Raw genomic sequence first — 24,122 nt, forward strand, 5'->3', positions numbered from 1 at the left:
TTTTGAGTAAAGATAATAGAGCCGGAAGTTTTTGTTGTTGAAATTCCGGCTCCAAACAAATGAAATGTCAAATCTTAATGTTTAAAACTTCTCTGACCTGTGTAAACCATTGTTGCATCATTTTCATTACACGCTTCAATGGACTGGTAATCGTTTAAAGATCCGCCGGGCTGAACAACGGATTTGACTCCCTGCCGCAGTCCCACGTCAATACCATCCCGGAAGGGAAAAAATGCATCAGACACCATGGCAGATCCGATCAGACCGCCTTTGACGTCCTTTACATCCTTTTCAATCTGGACTTTCTTATCAGCATCCGTTAAATCCGCAAAAGAGACCTGATACCGTTCAAAGCAGTACCGGTCAGCCAGTTTTCGATAAGCCTTGTCAACGGCGATTTCCGCCACACCTACCCTGTCCTGCTCACCAGTGCCGATCCCGACGGTGACATTGTCTTTCACATAAATCACGGAATTGGATGTAATACCGGATTCCACAAGCCATCCGAACAGCATGTCTTCGTATTCCTGGGGGGTGGGTTCACGGTTGACCGTGTATGTTTTCCCCTTGTATTCGGTGGATGCCACAACCAGATCTTTTTCAGACAGGGTCTGGGGTACAAAAGACCACTGGGCTACCATCCCACCGTCCATAAGGGTTTTAAAATCAATGACCCGTTCGCCGATAAAACTCTGGAGCTTATCAATTGCATTGATCCTGATCACACGCAAGTTTTTCCGGGCTCCAAGGATGTCAATGACCCCGTCTTCAAATTCCGGGGCCACCACAACTTCTGCATACTGGTTGGCAATGGCCTCGGCCGTGGCCTTATCCACCGCCTTGTTCAACGCAATAGTGCCGCCAAAAGCAGCCACGCGGTCTGCCATATAAGCTTTGTTATATGCATCTTCAAGACTCTGTGCCCTTGCAGCCCCGCAGGGGTTGTTATGTTTGACAATCACGGCACAGGGGGTATCTGTAAAATATCGCAAAATATTCAATGCATTGTCTGAATCGGTCAGATTGGTTTTACCAGGATGCTTGCCGGATTGAAGCAGTTCAATGTCAGACACCAGATATTTGCCAGGAACAATGGTTCGGGCATCCCCCAAAACGAGATTTCCGTTGACAAGCCGGTAAAGTGCCGCTTCCTGTCCTGGATTTTCACCATAACGCAACCCCTTGTTAACCCCGTCAATTACCCATGACACCTTTTCATAAAACAGGGTCTGCCGGTTGTCACCATCCACAAAAGAGACCTCCAGCTGCGGGGTGAAATGATCATCCATAATTGTCTTATACATTTGTTTGAGATCTTTGGACATGGTTTATTCTCCTGATGTATAGCATGATTTAATGTCGTTGATAGATCTTGCGGCCAAATAATCAGCAATGGTGCGGTCATAGATTGCTGTATGCTCAAACGCTTTCTGGGCAAGCCCAAACCTGTCTTCAAGAGATAAAGCTCCGTTATTGACTTTAAGATTTTCCAGTATAGCCGGATATGTGGCAGGATCAACCACCGATGCCACCCGGATAAAATTTTTGGCAGATGCACGGATCATTGTAGGGCCGCCAATATCAATATTACCCCTGGCATCTTCACAGGTTACCCCCTCCCTGGCAATGGTTTCACTGAACGGATAAAGATTCACAACTACCATGTCAATGGCACTGGCATCGGTTCTTTTTAAATCGTCCTGGTGGGCAGCATTATAGGTTTCCGTCAACAGACCCAGATAAATTTTAAAATCAAGGGTTTTGACAAGCCCCCCCTGAGTTTCCGGCTGGCCTGTATAGTCAGACACCTGTTTTAAACATGTATCGGCTTTTTTCCCTAAAATCTCTTTTATCTTGCCATAAGTTCCGCCGGTTGACAGGATCAAAATCTCCGGGTTTAAATCGATCAGCCCCGGAATAAAGGTGTCCAAACCGGATTTATCAGACACACTCACCAGAATAGTCTTGATTTTCACCTGGTCATCAATTTTTTCGACCACATTCTTGCCCATAATTTTTCCTTAGATTTATTGTAAACAGTTAATATTTTTCTTTTTATGATCCAGATAAATAATATAATTAACCCCTTAAAGTCAAGTTTCTATACATCGGCGGAGTGGATAAGGGTCGTTCGATCGCACTATTGTTGAGGATCTTAACCTTCGCTACTTTATTAAAAGAGAAAATTTTCCGGTCCATATGACCCCGGATAATTATTCCGGTCTTTGAAGAATAACGACATATTCCGGCGTCATTAACAACGACATCCGTCGTGTCATGAATGTGAGGTTAAAATCACCTTGATTAGGGACTTGAACATGCTGAAAAAGAATTTAAACTTCTTGCCCAAGCTGTTGACCAGGAACTGAAACAGGGTGAGAGTCTTGCTGAACATGCTGCTAAAACCGCCAACACTGAAGAAGCCCGGGAATAATGTAAAAAAATTAATAACTCCCTGAAGGCTATTGAAAAATACCATACCAGCTATCAAGAACATGTCCACCAAGTATTTACCCTGATCAATAAAGGCAAAATTCATGAAGCAGAAGCACTGGCAGAAAAAATAGAAACAGAAGAAGAAAACCTTGACCATGAATTGGAACAATTCTTAAAAAAAGTTGAAAACTTCACACAGAAAGCAACTCTCAAAGCAGAACATGCCGGAAATGCGAATGCTCTGATGAAAGAAGCAAATCAAAGAATAAAAACAGCCAATGCATCCATGGATCAACTCACCCATTCCATGGAAGATATTTCCAGGGCCAGCAAAGAAACCTCTAAAATCATAAAAACCATAGATAAAATAGCGTTCCGGACAAATTTGCTTGCATTGAACGCCGCTGTAGAAGCAGCCAGAGCAGGGGAAGCGGGAGCAGGCTTTGCTGTTGTAGCCGATGAAGTAAGAAATCTTGCCATGAGAGCGGCAAATGCTGCAAAAAACACAGCAGCACTCATTGAAGGCACTGTCAAAAAAATGAATGACGTGTCAACCCTTGTGTCTATCACCAGTGAAGCCTTTGGCACGGAAGCGGAAAGTACGGGCAAGGTTGGACAGATAGTTGCGAAAATTTTTAGAGCATCCGAGGATCATGCCAATGGCATTGAAAAGATTAATATCGCCATCAGTGAAATGGACAAGGTGGGCCAGCAGAATGCTGGCCCATGCTGCAAAAGCAATACGACCGGAACAAATGATACCATTTGATGACGATGACAGCTTTAAAGATTTTTAATCAAGGCAGTCATTACCGAGTTAGAAGCTTTTTTGCCGCTGATGTTTGTTTAAAATTAAAAGAACATCTAAAGGGAAGAAAGCTTCTTCCAAAAAGACTTAACCCTTTCTCGATGCTCGAGCGGGATCATTAAAACCGGTATTTTTTCATTAAAAACGAATCTGCCGTCATCAGGTATCCCGGCTGGATCTGAAAATCTCATAAAAGTGTTGTCCGAGAGAAACAGAGTCAGCATGTCGGATAAATTCCCAAAAAATCCATTTTCATCCACATGCTCGATGACTTGTGAAAAAAGGGTATTGAATGTCAAAACAATAGGCGGGACCTGTGCATACCCTTTTTCACTGCAATGGACCTGGGACATCAATGCCCTACAGCCAAAGGGGCGGACCTCATACAAGACACACAAGTCATCCGCAAGCAATGGGCATTTTCCCCAGGAAGGGTCATTTTCTTCTTCAGGAACTTCTTTGCCTTCAACACACAGCCGGGCAAACCTGTTTGTAGTCATCTTTGGAATATATCTTTTTTGTGGAAAACAATGGTTGATCCGGGCCTGAAGCTCTTTTTTTTCCCGTTGGGTTAAAGCCTCAATCAAAAATTCAGCCTCAAGTGTTGTCAGGGTGACATTACAGGTACAGCAGGACGAACATTTTTTTTGGCATACCCCCTCCATATGATCCATGGCTTCATCATAAAGCGAATAAATTTTTTTCAACCGTTCAATACCGGGATTACTCATTTGCTTTTTCATTTAAAACTCTTTATTTTTTTGACAAACTTGATTATTTTTAAATTAATTTTGTATTGCATTGCATTTGTATATGAAAATATTAAAAAATTCAAACAGTGACTTTCATGTTTTATTGTGAGCAAAACAAGGCGAAATAACAACTCTGCCCTTGGCAGTTACTCTAATTTATTGAAACAGTCAAATTTCTTGCCCTGACTTGGATAAAAAAACTGGTTTGAATACAAGAACTGGTTTGAATACAAAAAAAGGATATAAAATATGATTCCATCAAGAATGCATCAGTTTCTGCACGATGCCCTGCCCGACCTTATCTGGAAAAACCGCCTGATCAAGGATGGTCCTTTCAGATTCCTTGAGTTCGGCCCTCTGGATGTTGACCGTCTTCAGCGCTTGGGGATTAAAGTGGACCGCTTGGGGCCACGGCTGGTATCCTGCATGTGGAATGATGAGAGCCCTGTGGAAATCGGCGGATTTCTTGTGGTGGACAACCTTGCCATGGGGCAGCCCTCCATGGGTGGAACAAGGATGTTGCCGGACATCACCCCGGATACCATCCATAACCTGGCAAGGGGTATGACCCTTAAAAATGCCGCTGCCGATCTTCCCTTTGGAGGTGGCAAATCAGGTATTATCCGGCCTGAAAATCTTAGCAAGGAAGATCGGTATGAGGTAATCAAAGGATTTGCCAGGCTGTTACGGCGGTACAAAAAAATGTATATCCCGGGTCCGGATGTGGGAACCAATGATGCGGACATGAAAACCTTTGCCATTGAAAACGGCCTGAACAATGTGGTCTCAAAACCGGCAGATATGGGCGGCAACCGGATTGATGAACTGGGAGGAGCCGCCAACGGCATTGTGGTGGCCACAAAAGCACTGCTCGAACAACTTCCCCGGTTGAAACAATTGCCCCAGTTTAAAAACCTGATCATCCCCAAACCGTCTGACCTGGATATTATTATCCAGGGATTCGGTGCTGTAGGTGCCAACGTGGCAAGGCTTTTCCATGAGTATGACCAGGACAACTGTCCTGTTATCAAAGGAATCAGTGACGAAAATGGTTATCTTTTAAATTCAAAGGGCCTGCCATGGAAACAGCTGTTTGACATGTGGAAAAAGGTGGGTGCCGTTACACAAAAATATTTCCATGATCACATCCTGCACAATAAGACCCCTGATTTAAACCGAATGGTATTTTCCAACTCCTGCAACAACCTTTTAACCGAATCCGCGTTTTGCATGATTCCTGCCTCGCCAGTATTTAATTATCTGGATGTGGATGCCTCGAGCAACCCCGCCATGACAACCGACAGGATGGGTACCTGGCAGATCATTGTCGAAGGAGCCAACACCTATTCACCGAACCCGGCAAGAAAAGCCGAGCGCAAAAGGATGGAACGTCATGTCTACAGGGACAAAGGCGTTCTGATTGCAACAGATTACCTGGTGAACTCGGGAGGAGTCATTTATGCGGCCCATGAAAGGATTATTCCCACACCGGATCACCTGCTTATTCCAAAAGATATTTTAGGCAACTCAACCGCCATTAAAGGCTGGCTTGAAAAAAACCGGGATGAGTTTGAAACGCTTGCGGAACGCCGCAGAAAAGCTGCAGTTGAAAAACTTGAAACAGTTATCCGGCGAAACATGAAAGAACTCATTGACGGCCTTTGCAAGGATGCCGACAGCCTGCCCTGTGAAATTGCAGAACAAATAAGTGTCCAGCGGATTGCCTCCATGGAAAAATCAAGAACAGCCCGGGATGTCATGGAAAATGCGCCTACCATAGGCGTTGATAAAAACATGACAGATGCAGCCCGTTTATTAGTAGATGCTCATGCTCCAATTGTTAACATCGTATCTGAAAACGGCAAACTCATAGGCATTGTGACCAACTGGGACATTACCAAAGCCATGGCATCAAACCTGCCCATGGATTCCCCTTTAACCCGCGTTATGACGGCTGATGTCATCACCAACCATCCTGATGCCACCATTATTGACTGTATCCGAAAGCTGGAACACCATGAAATTTCCGCAATGCCCATTGTTGAAGAAAACAAAGTCGTTGGATTTATTTCAGGTGACATTCTGGCCAGGCAGACCCTATTCAGGCTGTTGCAAACCATGAAACCATGAAACAAAAAATCTCAGTCCGCATCCGCCAAAGAACAATCGCTTGTCAGGTTGCTTTCCAGCATGTTAAGCAACTTGACTTGCCAATTCATTTTTTTTTTAATGTCACCATTTCTTATCCAAAATTTTTAGCCCCAACACTTATCCCCAACACATAGTGTTTCAATGCCATCCGGGATTTGTTTGCCTTATTTTTTCTATTATTCCGAAGCATTGGTACTGTTATTGCTCTTATAAATCACAGGTGTCAAAAAAACCTGTTTGTTGGGGTGGTAAATATTTATTCATGTAAGGAGAAAAAAATGAATCAAATTTCAGAAGAAACCGGTTATAAACCTGGATATTATGGCAAAAAAAGACTGAGTGCCGCAGCCTGGACAGATGCGAATATCAAAGAATGGAACAAAAATCAGGAAAACAAAAAACAGGAAGAAAAAACCCCGGCAACATACCATAATATTTGTTTTTCACGACAAATCGGAGTGGGGGCGCTGGAAATTGCAGACCTTCTGTCTGAAATCATTCACTATCGTGTGATTGACAGGGAAATCCTGGAGCATATGGCGCAGGATACCAATCTGACACAAAAAATAATTGGATTTTATGATGAACGTTACCCCGGAAAAATGAGTGAGTTGTTCTCCATGCTCATCAATGAAAAAACCTTTATAAAAAGTGATTATGCACGGCAATTGGTAAAGACCGTCACGGCCCTGGCCAATACCAAACCCACTATTTTTGTGGGCCGGGGAACCCATCTGATCCTTCCCCGTCAAACTGTTTTGGCGGTAAGATTTATCTGCAGCAAGGAATACCGGGTGGAACGTCTGGCCAAAATGATGGATATTGATCCGTCAAAGGCTGAAAAACAATTAAAGGTCATTGATAATGAACAACATCAATTTTTCAAGACTGTTTATCAAAAAAAAGAAGCCCCTGTCGAAGAATTTGACCTGGTGATCAACCGGGATCATATCAGCGGGGCAGCTCAGGCAGCTAAAATAGTGGCATGCGCTTATGAACAAAAGTTCGGATAATACCATCAAAAACCGGCACCTTCATTAAAAGGGCAGGAGTATCACTCTTGCCCTTTTGAAGGACAAGGCCATTGCAGGGTTTGCCCTCCTTGATAACCCGGTTGCTGCTATATGATTTTACCAGTCAATGGGAAAATAGTCCTTTAAAAATTTACCGCACCAGTGTTTTCCCGTCAGGATGCCGTGGAAAAACGGGTCGCAGATCCTTGCTGCACCGTCCACAATATCAAGGGGCGGCTGAAAATCATGGCGGTCTTGTTTGAGTCTTGCCAGGACAGCAGGATCTTCATCCGTTACCCAGCCTGTATCCACGGCATTCATAAAAATCCCGTATTTGGCCAGATCACTTGCTGCCGTATGGGTGAGCATGTTCAATGCAGCCTTTGCCATATTTGTATGGGGATGTCGACTGCCTTTTTTAAACCTCAAGAACTTGCCTTCCATGGCAGAAACATTGACAATGTGCTTTTGACCTGTGTAATCATGTTTCATCAAATCTGCCAGCCGATTGCACAAAACAAAAGGAGCCACGGAATTGACCAGTTGAATTTCCAGCATTTCCGAAGTCTGGATATCCCCCAGCCTCAACCGCCAGGAATTGGTTTTCCGAAGATCCACCTGCTGGAGGTCTGCATCCAGCTTTTCTGCGGGAAAGGCCTTTGGCACATCCAGGGTATGATCATAGGAATAAGGAATCTGGGACAACCGGGCAGACATGCGCAAACCCACGCCGGGCGCAGTGCCGTTCCAGGTAACAGGCAGTGCCTTTTCCGTACCCACATTTTCTGTCTGCCCGTATTCCAGCCGGGAAATACAGGTCTGGTACTGACCCAGAAGTGACTGGGCATCCTTTGGCAACTGGGTCACCGCTGCTGTTTCATTTTCCATGAGATGGGCATAAAACCCGGGTGGCCGCCTTACTGTCTGGGCTGCATTGTTGATGAGAATATCCAGGCGCTGATAGTTTTGCTTGATATAATCACAAAACAACTCCACACTGGGGGTGTGGCGAAGATCCAGCCCGTAAACCTGGAGCCTGTGTCCCCATTGGGAAAAATCAGGCTCCCTGGAAAACCGAAGGGCAGAGTCGTTGGGGAAACGGGTGGTGGCAATCACCCTTGCCCCGGCCTTGAGCATCATCAAGGTGGCCTGGTAACCGATCTTTAGCCGTGAGCCTGTTATCAATGCCACCTGCCCTTTTAAGGATGCCGTCTGGAAACGTTTCTGATAATTGAGTTCCGCACATTCCGGGCACATGGCATCATAAAAATGATGCAGCCGTGTAAATTCAGCTTTGCACACATAGCAGTTCCTCGGTGTTTCCAGATGCTGTTCATTTGCTTTTTTATCGGTTTGCCTTTCCTGGAATGAAATCTGCCGTGGAGCGATAAAAACATCAGTTTGCCTGGCCTTGCGAATCCCTGTACCCGCTCTCATCCGACGCTCTTTTTCCACAATGGCAAGGCGCTTTTGTCGTTTTCTGTCTTTTTTGCGTTTTTTAATTTCCGCCCGGTCAGGCCTGGATATTTTTCCGGCCGCAGTGATCAGGGCAATCCTTTCTGGGTCCGGCAGGCAAGCCAGAAGTTCAGACCGGTCCGCAAGTTTTTCCAAAAAAGGAATACAACTGCGCAAGGCTGCCAGAATTTCCAGTTCGTCTTTGTTCATTGTATCTGTACCATTGAGATTTGTATGATTAGGATTTGTACTGATATTGCTCACCTTATATTACATCCTTAGTTCCGGTCCAAAACACATAGTGACCTTGTTTAAAAGAATGAAATTATTATAGATTTTCAATGAATTTGTCAATCAAACTTATCACGAATATCAACACAAACCAAATGCCGGAGTATTAATAAATACTTAAATTCAATAATAATGCACGATAAAAAAAACAAGAGTCCAAATCAATCCTAAACAATTAATACCAACAATTAATACTTGACATGACAATTATTATTATATACTAAAATAGGCTAATAAATTCAGATATGAAATCTGGAAAAAACTAGTATTTTTTAAATAAGCAATATAGCCAGGAAGGCATTATACAATGAGTGTATAATTGTTTTCCCGGCTTTTTTTTTGTTAGGTGACTATACTATTATAAGCAAATTAGAAGGGCAGCCTTTCCTGGCGAGGATAAGCGGCTGCCCTCCATGGAAATCCCCTTGAAAAGGAATCCTTAAAGATTTTATAGAGGAATCTTGATTTTTGGTCAACGGCTTAATTCTTTATTGATCAAATTCATGGGGAATCAACAAAGGGGACCGGTAACTTAGGTATGGTACCCTCAATGCTTTATAACTGACTATATTTTCCCCTGATACAATGTTCACACCAAAATTTATGGAGAATAATTATGCCAAAAATCAGAACCTTAATCCTTTGTATAACGTTGACTGCAATTTCATTTTCCAATGCCTTTGCACACCACTACTGGATAAGCCCGGAAACCTTTTCACCAAAAGAAAACACCACGGTCAAAACCGCTTTCACCGCCGCTCATACATTTTTTACAAATGAAGAGATCCCGGATGTTACAAAATTTGAGATGTTCGTGGTCAACCCCATGGGAAGAGTATTTCCACTTGCCTATTCAAGGGCTACACCAGAAGCTGCCCTGGCAGACGTTGCAATATCTGGACAGGGCTCTTATATTGTTTGTGCCGTATCCACAAGCCCTGGGTACTGGAGCCAAACAAAGGAAGACTGGCAGCCCGGAAAAAAAAATGAGGTTCCAGGTGCCATCAAGGGCTGGAAATACGTCAAATCAATAAAAACCTTTTTAAAATGCAAAAAATCATCTGATTCCTATGATGATCATCTCGGATTTGAGATTGAAATAATTCCGCAAAAAGATCCGTCAACACTGAAGTCATCCGACTCCCTGCCGGTTCTGGTTGTTTTCCGGGGCAAACCGATAGAGAACACACAAGTGTCTGCAATTTACGAAGGATTTTCTTATAATAAAAACAAATCAAAATCACCGGTTGAAACAAAAACCAATTCCAAAGGCATGGCAATAATAAAGCTGAACAAACCTGGAAAATGGCTGATCTTTGCAAAGCATGAAGAATACACCCCCAAAAGTCCTCTGGCGGATAATGAAAATTACCGTGCTTATATGATGTTTGAGGTAAAATAAACCCAAAGCGTCTCTTGTAATCAAAAAAATTTAATGGTTCTAAATAGGTGCATCTAAATCCGTTATTTTTGTTTACTCAATTTTTGTACCTCTCTTTGATCGCTGAACAAACTTTCAGAAAAAGCATTCATTCAAAATTAGCATGCATACAAAAAAAATGAGCTATAAAACGGCTTTTTATACACCCAATCTATAAACATATCTGAATAATAAATTTATAGGATTAAGCCATTAAAAATGGGGATGATCTATTAATAAGGAACTTATCAAAATGAAATTCAAACGATTTTTAGTACCACTGTGTTTTAGTTTTATATTGTTCATAAGCTTTCAAATTCAAGAAGCCTTTTGCCAGGAAACAGATAAAAAAAATGAAAAGACAAAAACCACCTCAAAATCACCAGATGTATCATTTTCCATAGGAGAAATTGTTGTCACAGAACAAAAAGGGGTATCGGCTAAGATAGATTTACCCGGATCAGTAGATGTTCTCAACTATGACAAAATCAAGCATGAAAATGTGGACAATGCCATGGATTTGCTGTTAAAAATCCCTGGAATCGCTGTTGGTGATTATGGCAGCGGCGGTTATCCCAATGCGTTTACCCTCAGGGGACACGACATGATGAGCCACGGAAACCACACAGTTATCACAATTGATGGTATTCCCATCAGCACACATCTTGAAGGTGCAGATGGAGGATCAGACCTGAACCAGCTTGCACCAGAAGAAATCCAGAGCATGGAAGTTGTAAAAGGCCCCATTGACGCCCGGTATGGAAACTGGAACAGGGCTGGTGTCATTCATTATAACACCAGACAAAGAGGAGATTTTTTAAAGGCCAAAACTTTCATAGGCAGCTGGGATACGAAAAAACTCTATGGATCAATCGGACAGGAGCATTTGGACAACAAATTTAACCATATCTATTCTGCAGAGTATTATTCCACCGATGGTTGGCGGGATCACTCCCAGCGGGAAAGAAAAAACGGCTATGGAAAATGGTTTTACAGACCCAGCGACGAACTTGAAATCGGTTTTACCACACATGCCTACAAAGGCACATGGGATTCTGCAGGATATATTTCCCAGGAGCAATGGGACAAAACTCCCCGACAAAGCGCCTCTGATTCCGATGATGGCGGGTACAAGGAAATCCTCGAAGGGGCATTGCACATAGACTTGGATATCACACAAGCCATGATGCTTGAAACAAAAATCTGGATGATGGACAATTCATTTGCTCGATTTTCAAGCTGGGGGGAATCCCAAAGTGAAAGCTTCCGGGACAACAGAACCTATGGTTTTCTGACAAATCTGGCATGGGAACCTGCCATGAAAAACAATAAAAATCTGAGACTTGACTGGGGAGTGGATTATCGGAAATTTGATGATCATACTGAAAATTGGGATACTCAAAACCGTATGAGAATAAATAATACCGCCTATGGTGATTATATCTTCAATAATTACGGAACGTATTTTAAAGCTAATTATGACCCGGTAAAATTCCTGCGTATCTTTGCCGGTGTTCGGCAGGACTGGTTTAACGGAGATAAAACCGACAGCAGTGATCTGATAAAAAAAGACATGACAAAATTTGAAGTCACCTCCTGGAAGTCCGGTGTCATAATCACCCCTCTTCAATGGTTCAGTGTTTACGGAAATTTTGCAACCACTTTTCAGCTTCCCTATGGCACCCGCAAATATGATGAAAATTCGGGGGATTCACGAGAATTTTTTTTCTGGGAAACCGGCATCAAGGTAAACCCTGTAGAATGGCTTCTTTTAAGATATGCATACGCAGAACAGGAAGAGGAACGGTATACCCAGGACAATATCACCCTGGAATGGATATATGAGGGAGATGCCATACGCAAAATTCATGAGGCAGAGTTAAATTTGATTCCCCATCAAGACGTTGAAATTTTCACATCATATACATACCATGACACCGAATATACGGGTGGCTCCAATGCTGGTAACGATCTGGCTTACATACCAAATCATATCTGGAAAACAGGTGTCAACTATACCCTTCCCTGGCGAACAACCCAGATCCGGGCATGGTATAATCAAGTTGGCCGGTACTTCACTAATGCCGCCAATACTTATTCTTACGAAGGATACGGCACCATTGATCTGAAAATTATCCATCAGTTTAATGAGAAATGGACAGTGACGCTTGATGGAAAAAATCTGGCGGACAAAAAATATGCCGGATTTGTGTGGGCAGGTTCTAACGGTAACCAATATGCAGTCGGTAATCCAAGATCTGTTTACCTGACATTAAAATATGAATTTTAATGTCAATAACTGCCACAGGCAGATCTGTCATTTTGTCTTGGCTTGTACTCAAAAAAACATGAAAGCCGCTGTTAGTATTTTTTAAAACTTTCACATAAAAAATCTTTTACTGCTGGGATCTGCCGCTTTTCATCTGCGGCAGATCCCCATTTTTATCCCCCTGGCAAATCAAACTTGAGTACAAAGCAAAACACATATAAACCCAAGCAATTTCTTTAAAAATAACTGGAGCCATCCCAGCAGTGTGTACAAAGTTTATTTTTGGGAAGACCAATGGCAGCAACCAGATCATCCAGTTTCTGGAACCTGATGCTGCTCAGGTTTAACCGGTCAATAATTCTGCCGATCATGGCTGAATGTTTTTCAGATCCATCCACGGCATAATCTGTCAAATCAATATCTTCAGTTCCTTCAATATCATAAATAGCTTTCCTGCCCGCAAGGTCAAGGGTTGATCGTGAGGTTGAAAAATTCAAAAACTCACAGGGGTGTATAAGGCTTGGGCAGGCAACTCGCATATGAACTTCCTTTGCACCATATTCATATAAAATCTGTGTATTTTCTTTTAACTGGGTGCCCCTTACAACGGAATCATCACAAAATATAATACGCTTTCCCTCAATAAGTTCTCTTACGGGAATCAGTTTCATCCTGGCCACAAGATCCCTCATGTCCTGGTTCTGGGGCATAAAGCTTCTGGGCCAGGTGGGTGTGTACTTCACATAAGGCCGCATAAAAGGAACCTTGCTGGCATTGGCAAATCCAATGGCATGTCCGATACCTGAATCAGGTATACCCGCTACAAGATCCACGTTTTCAGTTTCTCTTTTGGCCAGGGCCGCACCACAATTATACCTTACCTTTTCCGTATTAATTCCTTCATAAGAAGATGCCGGATAGCCATAGTATACCCATAAGAATGAACAAACCTGCATCTCTTTACCCGGCGGCTGAACCTGTTCAATCCCTTCGGGTGTTATTTTTATGATTTCATTTGGGCCGACATAATGTTCAACCTCAAAACCAAGATTTGAAAACGCACTTGATTCTGAACTGGCTGCATAGGAATCCTCGCCTTTGCCTATCACAATGGGAGTTCTGCCCAACTTATCTCTGGCAGCATAGATTCCTGAATCGGTTAAAATCAGCATTGAACAGGAGCCTTTAATCTTTGACTGGGCATTTGCAATGCCTTCTTCAAAAGACCCTTTCTGGCTTATCAGAATTGCTACAAGCTCTGAGGGATTGATCTCACCCTGGCTGGTTTCCGCAAAATGAATATTCTGTAAAAATGCTTGCTGGGCAAGCTCATCAAGATTTGAAATCCTACCCACTGTAACAACGGCAAATTTTCCAAGATGAGAATGAATGATAATCGGCTGGGAATCGGTATCGCTGATGACCCCTATCCCCATATTTCCAGTGAGTTTATCAATATCCGACTCAAATTTTGATCTGAAATATGCATTTTCAAGGTTATGAATTGTCCTCTGAAATTCTTTTTTATCCACAGTTGCCATGCCACCTCGTTTGGTTCCTAAGTGTGACAAATAATCTGTCCCATAAAAAAGCTCTTTATTACACGACCTTTTAAAAGCACAGCCGAAAAAACCGCCCATAATGTCTCTCTTTCATTTTTTAAAATTGATCTTTCCCATTCTAGTTCACATTTCTATTTTCATACCACCCCGATCAATTAATCATTATTATTTAAGATGTCAAACAAATAAAACTCTTTAAACTGACTGAAACATGCTTTTATATTGTAATTCTCAACTGATTAACGTATTTAATAAGAGTTTGTATGGAACAAAACTAAATTGACAATATATTCTTACAATCGAACCATATACCCCCTGTCAGGAGAAAAAAATGACTGCCGATATATTTTATATGGATTTAGAGGCCACTTCCAGAGAAAATCTTCCCCAAAAGCTTTCAAGACTGATTAAAAAAGCAGGTATTGAAAACATTTTAAATGAAAAAGATCTGACTGCCATAAAAATCCATTTCGGCGAACAGGGTAATACAGCCTATATCAGACCGGTATTTATCCGGAAAATCATCCAGACAATCAAAGAATTTAAGGCAACCCCCTTTCTTACCGATGCCAACACCCTGTATGTGGGAACGCGATCAGACTCGGTGTCTCACATTCATACCGCCATTGAAAACGGATTTTCTTATTCCTCAATGGACGCCACCCCCATTATTATTGCCGACGGATTAAGGGGAAAAGGCGAAACACCAGTCACTGTTGACCAGAAACACTGCAAACAGGTTTATATCGGTTCTGAAATCATCAATGCGGACGCACTGGTTTCCGTGGCCCATTTTAAAGGCCATGAACTGTCCGGGTTTGGCGGGACTCTCAAAAACTTAGGTATGGGATGTGCCTCCAGGCGGGGAAAGCTTGATCAGCATTCCAATGTGAGTCCCAAAATCAAAAGGAAAACCTGTATAGGATGTGGAGAATGTGAAAAACACTGCCCTTCCGGGGCCATATGCCTGGAAGAAAAAAAAGCCTACATTGACAAAAAAAAATGTATAGGGTGTGGCGAATGCATTGTCAGGTGCCCGACTGAATCTGTAAATATCAACTGGAATCAGACGGTCCCTGTTTTCCTGGAAAAAATGATGGAATACACCATGGGGGTTCTTAAAAACAAAGAAAATAAAAAAATTTTCATCAATTTTATTACGGATATTGCCCCTAAATGCGATTGCCTGTCTTATACTGAATCCCCTATTGTAAGTAATATCGGAGTCCTTGCATCCACCGACCCTGTAGCCATTGACCAGGCAAGTGCCGACCTTGTCAACCAGCAGCAAGCGCTTCCCGGAACTGTTCTTGCGACAAACCTTAATCCGGGTGAAGACAAATTCAAAGGACTTTATCCGTCTGTTGACTGGGAGCATCAACTGGAGTATGCCGAGAAACTTAAACTGGGCACTCGAAAATACAAACTGATCAAATTAGAAACACTCTCATATAAAAAATAAAATCACGGATAAGGAGAGTCCCATGTCCATTATTAATTTTCTTGAACTCAAAGAAAAATTTGAGATTCAGGCCTACCGGAAACCAGACACACTGGATAAACGAAATCATATTCCATTTTCCGGTTCCCCCCGAAAACATCCATATGAAAAATTCAGGGTAATTTTAATTGCCGACCCGTTTACGGACAACACCTTTTATTATGAATTCAGAGTTGAAGATATTGCCTTTGCTGAAGAACTGCCCAGCATCGCCAACCTGGAAGGTGAATCTGTTTCAATGGTCCGTATCTGGGTAAAAAAACAGAGCATCGCGATTCGATGTACCCCGTTTATTGTAGATACGATACGTCGCAGATGATTTCAACAAATACCAACTAACGGCCATGGCAGATTAAACTGCCACAACAAACAAAAGAGATCTACTTCCAACAAGTTAGAAGTTCTTTCATATGACTGCCACGGGCAGACTTGTTCGTTCACCTTGGTTTGCCCACAACAAAGATTGAAAGTCGCTTTATTAATTTTTTAAGACTTTCATGTGAAAACGGTCTTAGCTATGTGTTTATTCAACATGATGAATCTTGCCGTTTATGACAAAAGACAATTGCCCGTTTTTTTCTTCCATGAATTTTGAAATTTTTAACAAAGCGCGCGGGGTAAATTTAACCATGTGTTCAGGGGTTTGAAAATAGAGGTTATCATCTTTGACAAAAAGTTGTTCCGAATCAAACTCAACTGTATCATTATTATTTAAAACAAAAATCATTCCTTCTTTTTCTTTTATATCAACCACAAATAGTGCTGTATCTTCATAGTGAAAATATACTTTTTCTTCAACCTCATCGCTTACCTGGTGAACATAGTAACCCTTTTCATCTTTTTTTATGGATGAATTAAAATATTTTATGATTTTAGGGTGTTCAAATTTTCCGTGTTCGTTATTCCAGTTGCCGTTTTTATCCATCCAGAAAACAGCTTCTTCTTTTGATACAATAATCTGTTTACGCATTTGTGACACCATCCATAGCACCTTCAATTTTACAATTTTATATCGTTTTGCTTACCATTACACCGGTGATATCATCCTCACTAGCACAAGGCAATTAAAACATTATTGACCGGAATAAAAACGGGTGCAAAAACAAGATATTTTTGCACCCGCTAAAATTCCGGATGGCCCGGTCAAAAAAATCAAATTTAAATCAAAGCATCAGGCTCCATAATACACCCGCAGCAATGGCTGATCCGATAACACCGGACACATTGGGTGCCATGGCATGCATCAGCAAAAAGTTAGTCGGATCTTCTCTTTGACCAACGATTTGAACAACACGGGCTGAATCAGGTACGGCAGAAACCCCGGCAGCTCCTAACAGCGGATTGATCTTGGATTTTAAAAACAGATTCATAAATTTTGCAAAAAGCAGACCGCATGCGGTTGCCAGCCCAAATGAAAACGCGCCAAGAGCAAAGATACCAACGGAACTTGGAGTAAGGAAAACATCACCCTGGGTACTGGCACCAACTGTAAGTCCCAATAGTATGGTGGCAATATCAATGAGTGAATTTCTTGCCGTATTGGCAAGCCTTTCAGTTACAACAGCCTCTTTTAAAACATTTCCAAAACAGAGCATTCCCAGCAGCGGAAGAGCGGCAGGTGCTATAAAGCAGCAAAGAAGAAATGCAACAACAGGAAAAATAATTTTTTCTCTTTTTGAAACTTCCCTGGGTTCTTCCATTCTGATCAGACGTTCTTTGCGGGTTGTCAAAAGCTTCATAATCGGCGGCTGGATAACGGGAACCAGAGCCATGTAAGAGTAAGCAGCCACGGCAATGGGACCAATCAAATGCGGTGCCAGTTTTGCCGTTAAAAATATAGCGGTAGGACCGTCAGCGCCACCGATAATACCGATGGAAGCAGCTTCAAGCGGCTCAAACCCAAGGGCAAGCGCCCCTAAAAATGTAATAAAAATACCTGCCTGGGCAGCCGCACCCAGCAGCATAAGAACCGGCCTGGCCAACAGGGTTGAAAAATCAGTCATAGCACCGATCCCCAGAAAAATGAGCGGGGGATAAATACCCTGGGTAACACCGAAATACAGGTAATGAAGCACTGAATTGGGTTCATAAATCCCTAATCCCAGCCCAATAAAAATCGGAATGTTTCCAACCAGCATACCAAATCCGATGGGCACTAAAAGCAATGGTTCATAATCCTTGGCAATGCCGAGATAGACAAACACCAGCCCAACAACGATCATGATAATATTACGGTAATCACACAGATAAAAACCTGTGTTTTGAAAAAAATCTAAAAATAACGCATCCATATTATGTCCTCTTAACTTATCAATTCCTTCAGATCAATTCCGTCATGAAACAGCTTTATCAAACCGCTCTTTATCCCAAGTGAAAAGCCCTGCTCCATCGGAAATAATTATCCGTGTTGCCAGAAGATTATTCAAATTCTCATGGGGATCTTTTAAATCACTGGTTTTGGCAAGATGAAGCAGCCTGGACAATGAAAAATGATCCTCCATTGTCCTCACAAGAAGAGAAAATTGTTTGGCAACTTCCTTGAAACCAGCCAGATCCTTGATATCCTCTATCTTCATTTCCGCTGGTATATCTATCGATACTTCTTCAAAATCATCTTCCGGCTTTTTTGCCGAAAAAAACTCTTTGATCAAAGAAGGGTTTTCCCACAAGGCAAGAACCTTGTAGAGTCTAGAGATCACCAAAGAAAGCGTGACCAGGCCTGAAAATACGATTGATACACCGACAACGGAAATAGCCCACCCGTTGTTGGCATTAATTGCTTCTATTCCGTACAAACGTATACCTCCATTAAAATTGTTCAGGAAGACTTATGTCTTCAATATTTTTTGCAAATGATGCGGTGTTATCAAGATACGCCTGCCAGGCATTCATAATGGCCTCTGCACAAGCCGAATCCTCCCTGATAACGGTTAAAAAATTCTTCCGCGACACCGCAAACACATATCCTTTTTCAAGGACGCTTAAAGTGGTTTTATATATCCCCTTGACAGACAAGAGTTCCATCCCGATAAAATCCCCGGGTGTTTTCAAAACAACACCCTTGCCTTTATCCATAGCCAGCAGAACAGTTCCTTTTCCTAATAGAAAAAAGTACTCTGCCTTATTTTCAGCTTGTGCAAGGATATCTCCCGGATGTATTTCACGTCTGTCAAAAAGTGCTTCCAGCCTTTCAATATCAGTTTTTTCAAGAGAACCAAAAACCAATGATGCGGTTAGAATGTCTTTAAGATCGTCCATGATTTCCTCATAAAAAAATTAACTGTTTTTTTTTTGCAAAAAGCGGTTTATTCAAACATATTTTATGGGTCCTGTCGATAGAAAATATTACCTTTTAAGCATATAATTTAATTTCACCGATTAAACGTTTATTTCCTATAAAAAAGTCCCTGAATCAAACAGATCATAACAGTTAACTGTCATCACTTAACTGTCTTATTTTTCAAAGAATTTTAATTATATCAGCAAAGAATTGGATAGGACGGGGTCAAAGATAACAAACCTTTTGACTTTTCATTAGATATTATTGATAATTAAAAGTCATTTTTCGTTTCATATAAACTGCCACGGGCAGAACTGGTATTTCATCCTGGTTTGCCCAAGACAAAACATGAAAGTCACTGTTTGGATTTGTGAAGACTTTCATATAAAAAAAAAGAATAAGGAGACACTATGTCCAAACCAATAATATCCATTGATGAAATCTCAAAAATATTTTTAAAATCCGCCCGACAGACCCTTGAAGCCACCACCAAACAGAATATAACCTATTCTTCAACCATCCAGAAAACACCTAAAATTTCCATGAAACCCGATCTGACCTGTTTTGTCCAGTTCAATGGAGATTATAACGGACTTGTGGTGATGAACTTTTCAGCTGATGCCGCATTTGCAATCTATGAATCCTATATGACGGCCATGGGAATACCCAAAGAGGAACTTGCCTCAACAGTTGCCTCCCCGGAAGTTACGGATACCATCGGCGAGATTACCAACCAGGTCATGGGTCATCTGATCCAGGAAGTTGAAGAACACTACAACCTGAATACCGTCTTGGGACAACCCAAAGCCCTTACTCTGAACAGCTCCATCACCCTTGTCATTGATTCCGATTACGGCGAAAACCGTAGATTGTCTTTTAAAATAGGCAATTACAGTTTCCGGATTGAAATTGCAATGGAACATACAGAATTTATAATCATTTAACTGAAATACCTTTTTTTATGAATCCCATTAAATCTTTTTTTATTTTTTTAAGCTTTCTTTTGTTCTTTTCATTTCCTTTGAGCAACAGCCTTGCCATATCCATTCCGGAAGAAAATGAAGTTGCCAAAAAATTCATGACAATGATACAAAAGCAACAGAAGATATTGAATGATCCCATTGCCAATCATATGATAAGACAGGTTGGCAACCATATCCTGTCTTTTCTGCCGCCCCAGCCCTTTAAGTATTCATTTTACATTGTAAATGATGACGTGTTTAATGCATTTGCAGGCCCGGGTGCCCATATTTTTGTCTATCGGGGGTTGATTACATCCCTTGATTCCATTGATGAGCTTGCAGGCATCATTGGACATGAGATTGCCCATGCTGCAAGCCGTCATGTATCCGAATCCATTGACCGCTCAAAATTTATCAGTATCGGGAGCCTTGCAGGAATGCTGGCAGGTGCCATCATCGGTAGCCAATCAGGTTCCGATAGTGATGCCGGTGCCACACTTATGAAAGGGTCCATGGCCATCGGCCAGACTGCCATGCTCGCCTTTACCCGGGAAAATGAAACAGAAGCCGATGAAAAAGGGATTATGTTTTTAAAAAGAAGCTGTTTCTCACCGGAAGGTCTTCAATCAGGCCTGATGAAAATCAGGGCCTTGGACTTTCGGGGAACAGAAGGAATACCGGATTATGTCAAAACCCATCCTGGAACAGCCAGCAGGATTGCCCATGTTGAAACTATTTTATCCGACTATATCCCGCCTGAAAACAAGGCTGACTGCGATACTGATTTCAGATTTGATATGGTAAAATACAGACTTTTAGGACTTTATGCAGAAATTAAGCCCACATTTAACACATTAACCACACAATTAAAAGACAACCCTTCAGGCACTGATGCTGCCGCTATCCATTATGGTCTGGGTCTTGTTTATGCCAGAAAATCCATGAGAGAACAAGCTATCTTTCATCTGAAAAAAGCGCTTTCCATTAATATTTTCGATCCAATGGTCCTTGTTGAACTGGGCAGGATCTATCTGATGAATGGTGAGCCCCAAAAAGCACTCAACACCCTTAAAGGAATTGAGTCAGAACCTGTCATGGGGGTGATGGCCAAATTTCATCAGGCTGCGGCACACCTTGAACTGCGTAATCTGTCAACGGCAAAAGATCTTTTCAATACTGTTTTAAACCAGGCACCTGAAACTTATCCCAAAGCATACTACCACCTGGCAAATATTTTGTCCCTTGAAAAGAAAAAAGGCCTTTCCCATTATTATCTGGGCCTGTATTATGCTGAAATCAACAATAATAAAACCGCTATTATCCATTTAAACAAGGCATTAGAACATTTAACGGATAAGGACGACATCAAAAAGGCAAAAGACCGCCTCCATCAATTGAAAAAAGAATTTTCCAAAAACCGGGAAAAAGAACAGCATTAAACCTTATAAAAGATCATTAAAACTTGTCAAAATTTATTAAACTTTGTCAAATCGGGAGAATTGCATGGAAAAAGTTCCCCTGCCCTGGCTGGCTGATCGAAGTGCTGTGGAATATCCAAACATTTTGGCCAGCGGCACCACGGCTTTGACAACTTGAATGCCTGCTTTTGGATTGATGGATTCCACCTTCCCCCCTCTTGCATTAAGATCTGATATGGCATCCCCCATGTGGGCGTCAGGAACAAATACTTCAACCTCCATGATGGGTTCAAGAAGACCTAAAGATGCTTTTTCCAAAGCATCCTTGCATGCCATGGACGCGCCTACGGAAAAAGCAAGCTCTGAACTTCGCTCATCAAATCCTCCGTCTTCCAGCACAATGGCGACATCAACCAATGGATATCCTTTAAGATATCCGCCGTCCAAACTCTCACGAATGCCTTTTTCAATGGCAGGAATATATTGCTCAGGAACCTGCTCCTGCGTGACTTTTGATTCAAATGTAACGCCCTCCCCCCGGTTTAACGGTGAAAGGCTGATACTGACACTTGCATAATGAGATTTTCCGGAAATTTCTCTTTCAAAAACAGCACTGCCCTTTGCCTTTGCAGTAACGATTTCCCTATACACGACTTGAGGATTTCCCACATTCACATTGGTTTTAAACTCTTTGAGCATCCTTGAAATAATAATCTCAAGATGGAGTTCGCCCATACCGGATAGAATGGTCTGGCCAGTCTCCTCATCCTTGCTCACCTTTAAGGTCGGATCTTCAATAGTGAACTTTTCAAGCACTGTATCGAGTTTTTCCTGGTCGGCATGGGTTTTGGGCTCAATGGCAATGGAAATAACAGGATCTTCGTATTCCATTTTTTCAAGAAAAACAGGATAGTCCTGTGAACACAGGGTATCCCCGGTTCCGGAATCCTTGAGACCGACAATCCCGATAATATCACCGGCTGTTGCCTCTTTGAGCCGCTCTCTTTTGTTGGCATGCATTTGCAGAATTCTGGATAATTTTTCTTTTTTCTTCAACAGAGGATTAAACACCTCTGACCCTGCCTCAATTCTACCGGAATAAATCCTTGCAAAAGAAAGTTTTCTGCCTTCAATCATGGAAACTTTAAAAATCAAGGCCGCCAGGGGACCGTTTTTTTTGGGTAAAAATTCCAGTTCTTCTTCCGTATCCGGATGCAGTCCTTTAACCGGGGGAACATCCAGGGGACTGGGCAGATATGCTACAATGCCGTCCAACAGCGGCTGAATGCCTTTATTTTTCAACGCACTCCCGCAAAAGACCGGTACAATCTGCCTTGAAATGGTGGCAGACCGTATGGCGCTGATCAACTCTACAGCGGAAATATCTTCTTCTGAAAGATATTTTTCCATTATTTCATCATTGACTTCGGATATGGCTTCAAGCAGTTTGTCCCGATAGTCTGCTGCAATATCTTCAAATTCAGGGGCAATATCTTCTGTTGAATACTCGGCTCCCTGAGTTTGATCAACCCATTTGATCTGCTGCATATGAACCAAATCAATGACACCGGAAAAATTATCTTCCGCCCCCATGGGCAATTGAAGCATCACGGGATTTGCAGCCAGTTTTTCTTTGATGGATCTGACAGCGGCAAAAAAATCCGCACCTGTCCTGTCCATTTTGTTGATAAAGGCCACCCTGGGCACCGAATACCGGTCTGCCTGACGCCATACTGTCTCGGATTGAGGCTCAACACCGCCCACGGCACAAAAAACCCCCACAGCACCGTCAAGGATTCTCAATGCTCTCTCCACCTCAACAGTAAAATCCACATGGCCCGGAGTATCAATAATCTGGATAAGAGATTTTCCCCATTCACATGTGGTCACAGCAGAGGTGATTGTAATACCCCTGTCCTGTTCATCCTGCATCCAGTCCATGACCGCTTCTCCATCATGAACTTCCCCGATTTTATAAGATTTTCCAGTGTAGTAAAGAATTCTTTCCGTTACAGTGGTTTTACCCGCATCAATGTGGGCCATGATCCCTATATTTCTAAACTGACTGATATTTTTTTTTTTGCTCATTTCACAATCATCATATTTGTTTGATAAAAAAATTCAAGGTCGATGTGACCGGCAAGGGTCAAGGCATCCTTACCCTGAATCAGTATTTTAACCATTTTTATTTTTGGAATATTCAAGGTCAGGGAATTCACCAGTGAATATATGGCCAGCAACTCTGACCCGGTATCCATATTTTCAATCATTTCCTTTTCCAGGTACAGATCAACATATGCTTTTCCGTCATCTGTAATAAAAAAAGAATTTATTTTTGCATCTCTTGGCCAGGTTGGCTCAAGCAAAGGCAGTGAAGGACCTGCAATCAGGGCTTTTATGATTTCCCGGCCCAGCTGGTGCGAATCCAGTGTTGAAGAAAATCTTATGTTTACTGATTTCAAGCCGGTTTTCTGCTGGTCTGCATAATAAACAAAGCCCTCAAAAAGATCTTCATAAGCCAAAATCCCATCCTCATCCACTTCCATGCCGTTTTGTGCAACACACACACCTGACAGCAAAAAACCGGTCAGAAAAACAAATAAAATAAATCTTTTTTGCCTGGATTTCATGCTTACACTCTTGATGGATACTTTACCTTAAAATGATATCTGATACAGTATTGCCTGATAGGTGTCAAGAAAATATCCCTTGCAAATCGGTTAAGGGTTTAATAAAATTATAAGCTTAAAAAATTGCATATCAAATATTTGATACTATAATTTAAGAACAGGAGTAAATAAAAT

Annotated in this window: 19 protein-coding genes and 1 pseudogene; 9 read left to right on the plus strand and 11 right to left on the minus strand. The window is 42.0% G+C overall.

Annotated features, from left to right (window positions below; all coding sequences use genetic code 11):
* Nucleotides 1–74: 74 nt before the first annotated feature.
* Together BLT94_RS07650 and BLT94_RS07655 are read right to left on the minus strand one after the other, a co-directional pair.
* Nucleotides 75–1,325, minus strand: coding sequence for an IMP cyclohydrolase (locus BLT94_RS07650; RefSeq protein WP_092232325.1), 1,251 nt, complete (start codon nucleotides 1,323–1,325; stop codon nucleotides 75–77).
* A gap of 3 nt (nucleotides 1,326–1,328) precedes the next feature.
* Complete coding sequence (locus tag BLT94_RS07655; RefSeq protein WP_092232327.1) at nucleotides 1,329–2,012, minus strand: hypothetical protein; 684 nt, start codon at nucleotides 2,010–2,012, stop codon at nucleotides 1,329–1,331.
* 656 nt (nucleotides 2,013–2,668) lie between these two features.
* Between BLT94_RS07655 and BLT94_RS07665 the strand changes: the two are divergent.
* Nucleotides 2,669–3,157, plus strand: a pseudogene (locus BLT94_RS07665) (methyl-accepting chemotaxis protein); the annotation flags it as partial.
* A gap of 143 nt (nucleotides 3,158–3,300) precedes the next feature.
* On the opposite strand, the gene BLT94_RS07670 reads toward BLT94_RS07665, so the two are convergent.
* Nucleotides 3,301–3,987: a hypothetical protein gene (locus tag BLT94_RS07670; protein WP_092232331.1), complete on the minus strand. Its 687-nt coding sequence runs from the start codon at nucleotides 3,985–3,987 to the stop codon at nucleotides 3,301–3,303.
* A 258-nt stretch (nucleotides 3,988–4,245) separates the two neighbouring features.
* Between BLT94_RS07670 and BLT94_RS07675 the strand changes: the two genes are divergently transcribed.
* Nucleotides 4,246–6,126, plus strand: a complete 1,881-nt coding sequence (locus BLT94_RS07675) for a Glu/Leu/Phe/Val dehydrogenase dimerization domain-containing protein (RefSeq protein ID WP_245743031.1) — start codon at nucleotides 4,246–4,248, stop codon at nucleotides 6,124–6,126.
* A 299-nt stretch (nucleotides 6,127–6,425) separates the two neighbouring features.
* The gene (locus tag BLT94_RS07680) at nucleotides 6,426–7,160 is read left to right on the plus strand and encodes a cytidylate kinase-like family protein (protein WP_092232334.1); all 735 of its coding nucleotides are present in this window, start codon (nucleotides 6,426–6,428) and stop codon (nucleotides 7,158–7,160) included.
* Nucleotides 7,161–7,277: 117 nt separating this feature from the next.
* Here the strand turns inward: BLT94_RS07680 and BLT94_RS07685 are convergent, their stop codons facing one another.
* Complete coding sequence (locus BLT94_RS07685; protein ID WP_245743033.1) at nucleotides 7,278–8,879, minus strand: SDR family NAD(P)-dependent oxidoreductase; 1,602 nt, start codon at nucleotides 8,877–8,879, stop codon at nucleotides 7,278–7,280.
* Between the two features lie 643 nt (nucleotides 8,880–9,522).
* Here BLT94_RS07685 and BLT94_RS07690 point away from each other — a divergent pair.
* Complete coding sequence (locus tag BLT94_RS07690; RefSeq protein WP_092232337.1) at nucleotides 9,523–10,308, plus strand: DUF4198 domain-containing protein; 786 nt, start codon at nucleotides 9,523–9,525, stop codon at nucleotides 10,306–10,308.
* A 271-nt stretch (nucleotides 10,309–10,579) separates the two neighbouring features.
* Nucleotides 10,580–12,616 carry a TonB-dependent receptor gene (locus BLT94_RS07695; protein WP_092232339.1) on the plus strand — a complete coding sequence of 679 codons (2,037 nt, stop codon included), beginning with the start codon at nucleotides 10,580–10,582 and terminating at the stop codon, nucleotides 12,614–12,616.
* Between the two features lie 215 nt (nucleotides 12,617–12,831).
* Here the strand turns inward: BLT94_RS07695 and BLT94_RS07700 are convergent, their stop codons facing one another.
* On the minus strand, nucleotides 12,832–14,235 hold the full coding sequence (locus BLT94_RS07700; protein WP_092232342.1) for an amidophosphoribosyltransferase: 1,404 nt from the start codon (nucleotides 14,233–14,235) through the stop codon (nucleotides 12,832–12,834).
* A gap of 253 nt (nucleotides 14,236–14,488) precedes the next feature.
* Between BLT94_RS07700 and BLT94_RS07705 the strand changes: the two genes are divergently transcribed.
* On the plus strand, nucleotides 14,489–15,619 hold the full coding sequence (locus tag BLT94_RS07705) for a DUF362 domain-containing protein (RefSeq protein ID WP_092232345.1): 1,131 nt from the start codon (nucleotides 14,489–14,491) through the stop codon (nucleotides 15,617–15,619).
* A 22-nt stretch (nucleotides 15,620–15,641) separates the two neighbouring features.
* Nucleotides 15,642–15,977 carry an inorganic pyrophosphatase Ppa gene (locus tag BLT94_RS07710; protein WP_092232348.1) on the plus strand — a complete coding sequence of 112 codons (336 nt, stop codon included), beginning with the start codon at nucleotides 15,642–15,644 and terminating at the stop codon, nucleotides 15,975–15,977.
* A gap of 204 nt (nucleotides 15,978–16,181) precedes the next feature.
* Here the strand turns inward: BLT94_RS07710 and BLT94_RS07715 are convergent, their stop codons facing one another.
* The 4 genes from BLT94_RS07715 to BLT94_RS07730 all read right to left on the minus strand — a co-directional run bounded on the left by BLT94_RS07715 (nucleotide 16,182) and on the right by BLT94_RS07730 (nucleotide 18,916).
* On the minus strand, nucleotides 16,182–16,628 hold the full coding sequence (locus BLT94_RS07715) for a DUF1285 domain-containing protein (RefSeq protein ID WP_245743035.1): 447 nt from the start codon (nucleotides 16,626–16,628) through the stop codon (nucleotides 16,182–16,184).
* A gap of 193 nt (nucleotides 16,629–16,821) precedes the next feature.
* Nucleotides 16,822–17,949: a sodium ion-translocating decarboxylase subunit beta gene (locus tag BLT94_RS07720; RefSeq protein ID WP_092232354.1), complete on the minus strand. Its 1,128-nt coding sequence runs from the start codon at nucleotides 17,947–17,949 to the stop codon at nucleotides 16,822–16,824.
* Between the two features lie 42 nt (nucleotides 17,950–17,991).
* Entirely contained in the window at nucleotides 17,992–18,453 is a 462-nt protein-coding gene (locus BLT94_RS07725; protein WP_092232356.1) for an OadG family protein, read from the minus strand.
* Between the two features lie 13 nt (nucleotides 18,454–18,466).
* Nucleotides 18,467–18,916: a Crp/Fnr family transcriptional regulator gene (locus BLT94_RS07730; protein WP_092232359.1), complete on the minus strand. Its 450-nt coding sequence runs from the start codon at nucleotides 18,914–18,916 to the stop codon at nucleotides 18,467–18,469.
* 432 nt (nucleotides 18,917–19,348) lie between these two features.
* On the opposite strand from BLT94_RS07730, the gene BLT94_RS07735 reads away from it, so the two are divergent.
* Entirely contained in the window at nucleotides 19,349–19,882 is a 534-nt protein-coding gene (locus tag BLT94_RS07735; RefSeq protein ID WP_092232362.1) for a DUF3334 family protein, read from the plus strand.
* 17 nt (nucleotides 19,883–19,899) lie between these two features.
* Nucleotides 19,900–21,339 (plus strand): M48 family metallopeptidase, encoded by a 1,440-nt coding sequence (locus BLT94_RS07740; protein WP_092232365.1) that lies wholly within the window; start codon nucleotides 19,900–19,902, stop codon nucleotides 21,337–21,339.
* Nucleotides 21,340–21,375: 36 nt separating this feature from the next.
* On the opposite strand, the gene fusA is transcribed toward BLT94_RS07740, so the two are convergent.
* Nucleotides 21,376–23,406 (minus strand): elongation factor G, encoded by a 2,031-nt coding sequence (gene fusA, locus BLT94_RS07745; protein WP_092232372.1) that lies wholly within the window; start codon nucleotides 23,404–23,406, stop codon nucleotides 21,376–21,378.
* On the minus strand, nucleotides 23,403–23,948 hold the full coding sequence (locus BLT94_RS07750) for a GerMN domain-containing protein (RefSeq protein ID WP_014956506.1): 546 nt from the start codon (nucleotides 23,946–23,948) through the stop codon (nucleotides 23,403–23,405). Before BLT94_RS07750 ends, fusA begins: the two co-directional genes overlap by 4 nt.
* Between the last annotated feature and the right edge of the window lie 174 nt (nucleotides 23,949–24,122).

The sequence above is a fragment of the Desulfobacula phenolica genome, assembly GCF_900105645.1.
Classification (GTDB): domain Bacteria; phylum Desulfobacterota; class Desulfobacteria; order Desulfobacterales; family Desulfobacteraceae; genus Desulfobacula; species Desulfobacula toluolica.

Bases quoted from the DNA above. Each gene is read 5' to 3' on its own strand.
- BLT94_RS07650 (WP_092232325.1), bottom strand. From the start codon at position 1,325: ATGTCCAAAGATCTCAAACAAATGTATAAGACAATTATGGATGATCAT.
- BLT94_RS07655 (WP_092232327.1), bottom strand. From the start codon at position 2,012: ATGGGCAAGAATGTGGTCGAAAAAATTGATGACCAGGTGAAAATCAAG.
- BLT94_RS07670 (WP_092232331.1), bottom strand. From the start codon at position 3,987: ATGAAAAAGCAAATGAGTAATCCCGGTATTGAACGGTTGAAAAAAATT.
- BLT94_RS07675 (WP_245743031.1), top strand. From the start codon at position 4,246: ATGATTCCATCAAGAATGCATCAGTTTCTGCACGATGCCCTGCCCGAC.
- BLT94_RS07680 (WP_092232334.1), top strand. From the start codon at position 6,426: ATGAATCAAATTTCAGAAGAAACCGGTTATAAACCTGGATATTATGGC.
- BLT94_RS07690 (WP_092232337.1), top strand. From the start codon at position 9,523: ATGCCAAAAATCAGAACCTTAATCCTTTGTATAACGTTGACTGCAATT.
- BLT94_RS07695 (WP_092232339.1), top strand. From the start codon at position 10,580: ATGAAATTCAAACGATTTTTAGTACCACTGTGTTTTAGTTTTATATTG.
- BLT94_RS07700 (WP_092232342.1), bottom strand. From the start codon at position 14,235: ATGGGCGGTTTTTTCGGCTGTGCTTTTAAAAGGTCGTGTAATAAAGAG.
- BLT94_RS07705 (WP_092232345.1), top strand. From the start codon at position 14,489: ATGACTGCCGATATATTTTATATGGATTTAGAGGCCACTTCCAGAGAA.
- BLT94_RS07710 (WP_092232348.1), top strand. From the start codon at position 15,642: ATGTCCATTATTAATTTTCTTGAACTCAAAGAAAAATTTGAGATTCAG.
- BLT94_RS07715 (WP_245743035.1), bottom strand. From the start codon at position 16,628: ATGCGTAAACAGATTATTGTATCAAAAGAAGAAGCTGTTTTCTGGATG.
- BLT94_RS07720 (WP_092232354.1), bottom strand. From the start codon at position 17,949: ATGGATGCGTTATTTTTAGATTTTTTTCAAAACACAGGTTTTTATCTG.
- BLT94_RS07730 (WP_092232359.1), bottom strand. From the start codon at position 18,916: ATGGACGATCTTAAAGACATTCTAACCGCATCATTGGTTTTTGGTTCT.
- BLT94_RS07735 (WP_092232362.1), top strand. From the start codon at position 19,349: ATGTCCAAACCAATAATATCCATTGATGAAATCTCAAAAATATTTTTA.
- BLT94_RS07740 (WP_092232365.1), top strand. From the start codon at position 19,900: ATGAATCCCATTAAATCTTTTTTTATTTTTTTAAGCTTTCTTTTGTTC.
- fusA (WP_092232372.1), bottom strand. From the start codon at position 23,406: ATGAGCAAAAAAAAAAATATCAGTCAGTTTAGAAATATAGGGATCATG.
- BLT94_RS07750 (WP_014956506.1), bottom strand. From the start codon at position 23,948: ATGAAATCCAGGCAAAAAAGATTTATTTTATTTGTTTTTCTGACCGGT.